The sequence below is a fragment of the Methylobacterium jeotgali genome (assembly GCF_022179345.1).
GTDB classification, from domain to species: Bacteria; Pseudomonadota; Alphaproteobacteria; order Rhizobiales; family Beijerinckiaceae; genus Methylobacterium; species Methylobacterium jeotgali.
Map to the genome: position 1 here is coordinate 1 of NZ_BPQR01000106.1, position 8,748 is coordinate 8,748.

The 8,748-nt window shown below is 67.4% G+C and carries 5 protein-coding genes and 2 pseudogenes; 3 read left to right on the top strand and 4 right to left on the bottom strand.

All coding sequences use genetic code 11. The features are described from left to right. Positions 1–47: 47 nt before the first annotated feature. The 3 genes and pseudogenes from MFF04_RS22010 to MFF04_RS21715 form a co-directional block, all read right to left on the bottom strand. Positions 48–802: pseudogene (locus tag MFF04_RS22010) on the bottom strand (peroxidase family protein); the annotation flags it as partial. Between the two features lie 504 nt (positions 803–1,306). Then, on the bottom strand, positions 1,307–2,689 hold the full coding sequence (locus tag MFF04_RS21710) for a sensor histidine kinase (RefSeq protein ID WP_017483132.1): 1,383 nt from the start codon (positions 2,687–2,689) through the stop codon (positions 1,307–1,309). Then, positions 2,682–3,359: a response regulator transcription factor gene (locus tag MFF04_RS21715; RefSeq protein ID WP_017483131.1), complete on the bottom strand. Its 678-nt coding sequence runs from the start codon at positions 3,357–3,359 to the stop codon at positions 2,682–2,684. Before MFF04_RS21715 ends, MFF04_RS21710 begins: the two co-directional genes overlap by 8 nt. Positions 3,360–3,513: 154 nt before the next feature. On the opposite strand from MFF04_RS21715, the gene MFF04_RS21720 reads away from it, so the two are divergent. The 3 genes from MFF04_RS21720 to MFF04_RS21730 all read left to right on the top strand — a co-directional run bounded on the left by MFF04_RS21720 (position 3,514) and on the right by MFF04_RS21730 (position 8,399). Next, positions 3,514–4,917: an efflux RND transporter periplasmic adaptor subunit gene (locus tag MFF04_RS21720; protein ID WP_238279078.1), complete on the top strand. Its 1,404-nt coding sequence runs from the start codon at positions 3,514–3,516 to the stop codon at positions 4,915–4,917. A gap of 7 nt (positions 4,918–4,924) precedes the next feature. Next, positions 4,925–8,065, top strand: coding sequence for an efflux RND transporter permease subunit (locus tag MFF04_RS21725; RefSeq protein WP_017483129.1), 3,141 nt, complete (start codon positions 4,925–4,927; stop codon positions 8,063–8,065). Positions 8,066–8,183: 118 nt separating this feature from the next. Next, positions 8,184–8,399 carry a hypothetical protein gene (locus MFF04_RS21730; RefSeq protein WP_017483128.1) on the top strand — a complete coding sequence of 72 codons (216 nt, stop codon included), beginning with the start codon at positions 8,184–8,186 and terminating at the stop codon, positions 8,397–8,399. A gap of 63 nt (positions 8,400–8,462) precedes the next feature. On the opposite strand, the pseudogene MFF04_RS21735 reads toward MFF04_RS21730, so the two are convergent. Next, positions 8,463–8,687, bottom strand: a pseudogene (locus MFF04_RS21735) (sigma factor-like helix-turn-helix DNA-binding protein); the annotation flags it as partial. Positions 8,688–8,748: the final 61 nt, after the last annotated feature.

Genomic DNA, 8,748 nt, shown 5'->3' on the forward strand with positions numbered 1-8,748 from the left:
CTCCCAGGGGCGCACTCCAAAGGGATGCCTTTTTTAGCCTGAATCAATCAGGATCGGACGTCGTAGCGGTCGAGCATCATGACCTTGTCCCAGAGCTTGACGAAATCCTCTGCGAACCGGGCTTCATCGTCGCTGCCGGCATAGACCTCGGCCACAGAGCGGAGCTGGGCATTCGACCCGAACACCAGATCGCAGCGCGTCGCGGTGAACTTCGCCGCGCCGCTGGCCCGGTCGACGAGTTCGAAGGCCATGCCCGTCTCGTCGGTCTTGCGTCATTCGAGGTCAACGCTGGTCGGGTTTACGAAGAAGTCGTTCGACAGCACGCCGACCCGGTCGGTGAAGAGGCCGTGCTTCGAGCCGTCGTGGTTGGCCCCGCGGGCCCGCAGGCCGCCGACCAAGGCGACCCACTCGGGGGCGAGGGACAGGAGATACGCCTTGTCCAGGAAGAGCTCTTCCGGCGAGACGCGTCCCGACGTGATGGGCGCGTAATCGTCGGCCACGTAGTTCCGGAAGCCGTCCACGACGGACTTGAGCCACGTGAACATCTCGATGTTGGTCAGCTCCTGCCGGGTGTCGACGCGACCCGGGGTGAAGGGCACCGTCGCGGGATGGCCACCGTCGGCGAGCGCCTTCTCGACGGCGGCGCAGCCGTCGAGCACGATGAGATCGGCGAGGGACACCCTCCTGGCGCCCCCCGTCCGTTGAACGTGTCGGCGATTTGCCGGAGCGCGGCCACCACCGGCACGGTGCGCCGGTTGATCGCCCAGTCCTTCTGGGGCGCGAGCGCCAGCCGACCGCTATTGGTCATCGAGGGCCCGACGCGAAGCGGGTCATGCCGTTGGCCCCGGGAGCACCCATGGCGCCCAAGCCTTGGCCATTCCCGTCCGGAGGCCTTCAGTCCTCGCCGCCATGGCATTCCATTGCCGGCGGGGCTGTCGAGCAGTTCAACTCGCAAGTCTGGTCCGCCCTGCAATACCATTGCAGTGAACCCCGACTGATGCAGGAACCCGCACAGTGCTTGTGGGGAACACCGACCGGCTCTGAGAAGGACAATGGAGGGTCGTTTCGGACTAGGCTGGAACCCGCTGTCCCTGACGTTTGCATCGCCGTGAAGGCAAGGATCGCGCAGGCCCACTTCCGGGCCGCATAAGAATGCTTCGACATCATCCGAGCGATCTCGCACCCAAATCCAGATTGGCACAATTCTTAAAATTATATTCATTTTTCTTCGCGCGTCTTGACGGAGGGCGCCCGGTGATACGCCTCTCCCAACGCCGTGCTTGCCATTCGACGACAGACCCGACGTTCAGCCTGTCACCGACGCATGACGTTCCGCCTCCGGACATGCCATCTCGAAGCGGCATCCCCCATGGGGACTATCACCGACGCTGAGTGGAAATCGGTGCAGCTTGGCGATGGCCGCAACGAGGCCGAGGCCGAGCCCGTTGCCTTGCGTCTGCCTGGCACGTTCCGCACGATAGAACCGCTTGAAAACATGGTTACGTTCGTCGGCGGGAATGCCCGGACCCGTGTCTTCCACGGACACCACGGGAACGCCGTCGCGCCGAGCGAGGCCGATCTCGACGCGGCCTCCGGTCGGGGTGAACTTGATTGCGTTGTCGAGGAGGTTCGAGATTGCCTCGAAAATAAGGCTGCGGTCGCCCCGAACGGCGGACTCTTCCCCCTCAATGCGGATGCCGAGGGCGATTCCCTTCTCGTCGGCCAAGGGTTCGAACAACTCAGCGGCCTCACTCACCACGAGCCGTAGGTCGACCGGGCCGAAGGCGGCGCAGCGCCGTCCGTGCTCGATCTCGCCGATGCGCAGGACCGCCGTCACCATGTCGAGGGTCTGGTCGATCCAGACGAGGCCCTGGTCCACCGCCTGGCGCAGTTCCTTGATGTCGCGGGCTTGGTCCCGGCCCCGCTCAAGACGCAGCCGCAAGCGGGTGAGCGGCGTCCGAAGATCGTGCGCGACGGCGTCGCCCACCCCGCGCACCTCCTCCATGAGGCGTTCGATCTCGGCGAGCATGCCATTGACGTCACGCGCCAAGCGGTCGAATTCGTCTCCCGCCTCGCCGACCGGCAGGCGCTGGCGCAAGTCGCCCCGCATCACGCGTGCGACCGCCGCCTCCGTGGACGCCAAGCGGCGCTTGGCGCGTCCAGCGAGCAGGACGCCGCCGAGTATCGAGAAGGCCAGGGTCGGCACGAGGGCGAGGCCGAGCGCTCGGATCACGGTAGCCTTCGCGCGGTCGATCTCGTCGGTGTCGTGCGCCACGACCACGATGCTGCCGTCGTTCAAGGCCACGGCCGCCGACCAGAGTTCCTCGTTCAGGCGCCGTCCCGCGATGGCGACCTGCGCCCCGATCCGGTGGACCTCGCCATCCACCGGCAGGCTTGGCGGCCGCGCATCGAGGTTTCCTGCGTGCTTGCTACCGTCGGCCCCGAACAGGCCGGCGAAGTGGACGCTGTGCAGGTCCTCGCTGATCCATGTCTCGATGCGGTTGACCGCTTTCGCAGGCTCACGGGCGGCATAGTGCGCCTTGTGGCGCAGGACCTGGGCGAGTTCGTCCTGCATAAACGCCGCGGTCTGCCAGTACACGAAGGCGAACAGGAGTAGCGACAGCAGGGTAGACCATAGGGCGATGGCGAGCGCCCAGCGGAATGCGAAGGAATGGACGAGCCTAGACATCGGGAGACAGGGTGAAGCCCTCTCCCCGGACGTTATGGATGAGCATCGGCTCGCCTTCGGCCTCAAGCTTCTTGCGCAGGCGTCCGAGATGCACGTCGATGAGGTTTGATTTGGGAGTGAACCGGTAGTTCCACACTTCCTCGAACATCATCGCCCGGGTCACGACCTGCCCGGGCCGTCGCATGAGGTATTCGAGCAGCTTGAGCTCGCGCGGCAGGAGGTCGAGATCGCGCTGACCCCTGCGACCGGTGCCGGCTATGAGGTCGAGCTCCAGCGTCCCCACCCTGATTACCGTCTCACGGACGTCGGTCGGACGCCGTAGCAAGGCCTCGATCCTGGCCGCGAGTTCGGCGAGGACGAAGGGCTTGCCGAGATAGTCGTCGCCCCCGGCGCGCAGGCCCCGGATACGCTCGTCGACATCGCCGAGCGCGCTCAGGACAAGGGCGGGTGTGCGATCCCCGGCGCCCCGGAGGTCTCGCAGCAGGGTAAGTCCGTCCAGGCCAGGAAGCATCCGGTCGAGAATGATGGCGTTCCATCCTCCCGAACGGGCTGCGGCCGCACCGTCCGGGCCGGTGGCGGCCCAGGCAACCTCATGCCCACGCCCATGCAGGTCGCCAAGGATTTCCTCGGCCGTCGCGGCATCGTCCTCGATCAGAAGCAGCTTAGCCAACCCGGTCCACTCCCGGGCTCAACGCCCCTATCCCACTGCCTGATGTGGTCCGGAACCAGTCGCATGACCACGAGTGTGAACGCGAATTTAATGGTGCGGGTGTCGGCTCGTCCTATCTCCTAGAATGAATCTAATCTAATCGACGGACGATAGCGTGCTGCTGGAGGCGGAGACGGACGTGCTCGGGAACGGCGAGGGAGGGATCGCCGGTCATCGCCAGGCGCGTGAGCGCTCGGTCTCCGAGACATCGAGGGTGGCAGGTTCTTCCGCTGCGTCCGCCCTATCCGGTCAGCCCCCCAGGGGGATGAGGCGTTGGTCCTTGTTGGCCGTGTTCGCTTGCCTGATCGCGGTCGCACTGGCCGGCTGGTGGTATCGCGAGGCCGCCAAGCCCTACTTCGAACCCGTGCTGGGCCTCATCGGGCTTGCGGCTGCCCCCGACACTGCGCCGCACCCGAATGGGGCCGCTTCCGAACAGCCGACCGAGGACAACGTCGTCCGCCTCGATGCCGATGGGCAACGCCGCCTCGGACTGGCCTTCGAGCAATCCGAGACCCGCCGGATCATCCTGCCCGTTCGGACCCCCGGCATGGTCGCCTTCGACGAGCGCCGGGTCACCCGCCTCAAGCCTCGCACCGCGGGCCGGGTCCTGAGCCTGGCCGTGCAACCCGGCGACCGGGTGAAGGCCGGCCAGACGCTGGCCACCCTCGATGCCTCCGGCGTCCTCGACGCTCGCAACGGCCTCGCCGCGGCGCAGGCCAGCCTCGGAGAGGCCCAGGCGACGGAAAAGGTCGCCGAGACCAACCTGAAACGCGGCAGCGACCTCGTGAAGATGGGCGGGGTCGCCCAGGCCGAGGTCGACCGGCGCCAAGTCGATCTCGCGAAAGCGCATGCAGCCACCCTCTCGGCGCAAGCCCAGGTCGACCTCTACCGCGCTCAGTACGAGCGTCTCGCGCCCGCGCCTGGACAGGCCCCCGGTACCAGCGCCATCGTCTCGCCCATCGACGGGGTCGTGACGGCCGCTGGGATTACCCTGGGTGAGGTGGTCGATACGAACCGCGATGCCTTCACGGTGGCCGACCCGTCGCAGATCCAGGTGCTGGCGAACCTCTACGGAACCGACATCTCGACCGTTAAGGCGGGCGACCGAGCGACCATCGAGGCCCCTGTCACGGCGCATCCGCGCTTCGAGGGCCGTGTGCGGTCGGTCAATGCCGCCATCGACCCGATGACCAACACCGCCCCGGCCCGGATCGAGGTCGCCAATCCCGACGGGAGCCTGCGCGCCAACATGTTCGTCTCCGTGGAGATCGCCGCCGATCTCGGGCGCGAGGGCCTCACGGTGCCGTCCGCCGCGATCCAGCAGACGGAAGCTGGCCCCATCGCCTTCGTGCGCACCGGCAACGACCGTTTTGAGAAGCGGGACCTCACCCTTGGGGTGCAGCGCGCCGACTGGGTCGAGGTCAAATCCGGTGTCCAAGCGGATGAGACAGTGGCGACGCAGGGCAGCTTCGGCCTCAAGGCGATCATGCTGCGCGCCTTGCTCGGCTCGACGGATTGAGGTCGCGATGAACGCCTGGTTCGCCCTCCTCATCCGCCGCCGCTGGCTGGTCCTGGTCCTGGCCCTGGCCGGGGCCGTCGGTGGCATCGTCAACCTTGAAGGCCTGTCCATTGACGCGGTCCCGGACATCTCCCCGAAGCAGATAATGGTCCTGACCCTTTCGCCTGGCCTCGGCCCCCTGGAAGTCGAGCGGCTGGTCAGCTTTCCGGTCGAGAACGCCATGGCCGGCGCACCGGGGCTGACCGGTCTCCGCTCGACCTCGCGCTACGGCGTCTCGGCCGTCTACGTCACCTTCGACGATTCCATGTCGATCACCGAGGCTCGGTCCCAGGTGTTCCAGCGCTTGCCGCTGGCGAAGACCATGATGCCGGCCGGCGTCGGCGATCCCGAGATGGGGCCGATGGCGACGGGGCTGGGCGAGATCTACCAGTTCGAGGTCCGGGGACCGGGCTACGAGCCGATGGCGCTGAAGCGCATCCTGCAATGGACCATCGCGCCCAAGCTCAAGCTCACCCCCGGCATCGCCGACGTGAACGTCTATGGCGGCCAGATGCCGACCTACGAAGTCCGCATCGCCGCCGAGAGCCTGCACCGCTACGGCGTAACGATGGGCCAGGTCTACACGGCGCTGTCCGAGAACAATGCCGCGCGGGGCGGCGCCTACATCGAGCACAACGACCAACAGGAGGTCATCCGCGGCCTCGGCCTCGCCAAGGACACCAAGGACCTCGCCAATGTCGTCGTGACGACGGGTCCGGGCGGCGTGCCGGTGACGGTCGCAACCTTGGGCGAGGTGGTCGAGGCGCCCAAGGTCCGCCTCGGCGCCGTCACCCACGATGCGGCGGGCGAGACCGTCGTCGGCATCGCCATGATGCAGCAGGGCGAGAACGCCAGCGCGGTGGTCGAGCGCGTCAAGCAGACCATCGAGGCCCTTCGCCCGCAGCTACCGCCGGGCGTCGAGATCGTGCCCTACTACGACCGTAGCACCCTGGTGGCGCGGACCATCCGCACCGTCGAGCACAACCTCATGGAGGGGGCGGTGCTCGTCATCGTCGTCCTGCTCCTGCTGCTCGGCAACCTCCGGGCCGGCCTCGTGGTGGCGGCCGCCATTCCCCTGTCGATGCTCATGGCCTTCGCGGGCATGCGGCTGTTCGGGCTCTCCGGCAACCTGATGAGTCTGGGCGCCATCGATTTCGGCCTCATCGTCGACGGCGCCGTGGTGATGATCGAGAACGTTCTACGTGCCCGCGGCGAGCATCCCGAACGCCCGGCCGAGGAGGTCATCCGCAAGGCGACCGTAGAGGTGGCGCGTCCGATCCTGTTCGCCGTCGCCATCATCATCATGGTCTACCTGCCGATCCTCGCGCTCGAAGGGGTCGCGGGCAAGATGTTCCGGCCGATGGCGCTGACCGTCATCCTGGCGCTCACCGGCTCGCTCGTCCTGACGATGACGCTGATGCCGGCCCTGGCCGCCATCGTGCTGGCCGGCCCCGGCATCGGCGAGCGCGAGACCCGTCTCGTCCATTGGGCGCGCAGTGCCTACACGCCGGTCCTGCGCCTTGCCGAGCGCCGCACCGGTCTCACTGCCCTGGTGACGCTCGCCCTGTTCGGCGGGAGCTGCTTCCTGGCGACGCGCCTGGGCGGCGAGTTCCTGCCCAAGCTCTCGGAAGGCTCCATCGTCATCACCTCGGAGAAGCTGCCGGGCATCAACCTCGATGCTTCCCTCAAGGTCATGCATCGCATAGAGCAGACCTTAAAAAGCTTCCCAGAAGTGAAGCGGGTCGTCTCGCTCACGGGCAGCGCCGAGATCCCCACGGACCCCATGGGGGTGGAATCCACCGATAGCTTCATCACGCTGACCGACCCCTCGACTTGGACGACGGCGACCACCCAGGAGGGGCTCGTCGCCGCCCTCGACAAACGTCTGCGCGCGGAGGTGCCGGGGGTCTCCTACGCCTTCTCGCAGCCGATCCAGATGCGGATGGACGACCTGCTAGAGGGCGTGCGCGGCGACGTCGCGATCAGCCTCTACGGCGACGACCTCAAGGCGCTGAAGGACAAGGCGGACGCCATCGTCCGCGCGGTCTCCGGCGTCTCGGGGGCGGCCGACGTGAAGGCCGAGGCGCAGGCCGGCATGCCCGCGCTCTCCATCCAGGTCGACCGGGCGGCGGCCGCCCGCTACGGCGTCAACGTCAGCGACGTCCTCGACGTGGTGGAGAGCATCGGCGGCCGCACCGCCGGCATGATCTACGGTGACGACAACTCCATCACCGATATCGTGGTCCGGCTGAAGTCCGGGGACCGCAGCGACATCGAACGCATCCGCGACCTGCCGGTCGGTCGCAACGGCAAGGCACTGGTGCCGCTCTCGCTTGTGGCCTCCGTGGACGTGGCGACCGGTCCCGCCCAGATCAGCCGCGAGAAGCTCCAGCGGCGGATCTCTGTCCAGGCCAACGTGCGCGGGCGGGACGTGCAGAGCTTCGTAACTGACGCGCAAGCCGCGGTTAAAGCCCAGGTCACCCTGCCGCCGCGCTACTCGCTGCAATGGAGCGGGCAGTTCCAGAACCTGCAGGAGGCGACCGTTCGGCTTTCCGTCGTGGTCCCAGCGGCGATGGCGGCGATCCTGGTGCTTCTCGTGGTGATGTTCGGCGACGTCCGCCTCGCAGGGCTGATCTTCCTGAACGTACCCGTCGCCGCGACCGGCGGCATCGTCGCCCTGTACCTGCGCGACCTGCCGTTCTCGATCTCGGCGGCCATCGGCTTCATCGCCACCTTCGGCATCGCCATCCTGAACGGCGTGGTGCTGACGAGCTACATCCGCGACCTCGAACGGGTCGGCCTCGATGCCCGAGAGGCAGCGACCCGAGCCGCCGAGATGCGCCTGCGGCCGGTCCTGATGACGGCGCTGGTGGCGGCGCTGGGGTTCCTACCGATGGCGCTCTCGACGAGTGCCGGCGCCGAGGTGCAGCGTCCCCTGGCCACGGTGGTAATCGGCGGCCTCGTCACCGCAACCCTGCTAACCCTCGTCGTGCTTCCTGCCGTCTATTCGTACCTGGCGCATCTCCGGCTCCCCTGGCGCCGTCGCGACGACGACGAGCCATCCGGCCTGGGAGCGAAAGGCGGCCAGCGCGCGGGCGTTGATGGCTAGAGGCCTTCGGACCGGCAACGGGCCTACCGTCCTGGTGGGGGTCCTAATTCTGGCTGCTGGCGCCCGACCCGCGCCCTCCGCGGATTTCGATTGCGCCGGATTCCTTAGGATGCACGGGATGCTCCGCAAGGCGTCGGCAGCCTGCGGTTTCGCGTCCTACAATCCCGCCATCGTGGATCGGGCACGCACCTGCTTCGATGCGCTTGGTAGCCGCCGCGGCGCCGAGGCGATGCATACGGGCGCGGCCGAGTTCGAGCGCTGGAAGTCCATACGCAACCACGACGCCCTCTGCGGAACCCTGGCCGCCCGGTTTCCGATGGTCGTCAAGCCGTAAGCCGGGAGTCACAAATTCGACGGCTACCCGACTTGACCTGAGGGTGGCGTGGCGGATCTCGGATCAAGCAAGTGCATCGGTGGACGCCGCATCGCCGAGTCCGAGGACCTCAGAGAGGTAGGCGCGGGCCCGGCTGACCCGGCTCTTCACCGTGCCGACCTTGCACTTGAGCACCTCTGCGGCCTCCTCGTAGGTATAGCCCTCCGCTCCCACCATCATCAGGGCGATCCGCTGGGCCTCGGGAATGCCGGCGAGCCGATCCTGGAGGCCCCTCAAGCTCACCACCCCTTCCTGCTCGGGCGGGGCGACGAGCGTCGCGGCATGTGTGCCTGTCCGCCGTCAGCGGCCG

Coding starts and splice junctions, on each gene's coding strand:
- MFF04_RS21710 (WP_017483132.1), bottom strand. CDS start 2,689: ATGTCTAGGCTCGTCCATTCCTTCGCATTCCGCTGGGCGCTCGCCATC.
- MFF04_RS21725 (WP_017483129.1), top strand. CDS start 4,925: ATGAACGCCTGGTTCGCCCTCCTCATCCGCCGCCGCTGGCTGGTCCTG.
- MFF04_RS21730 (WP_017483128.1), top strand. CDS start 8,184: ATGCTCCGCAAGGCGTCGGCAGCCTGCGGTTTCGCGTCCTACAATCCC.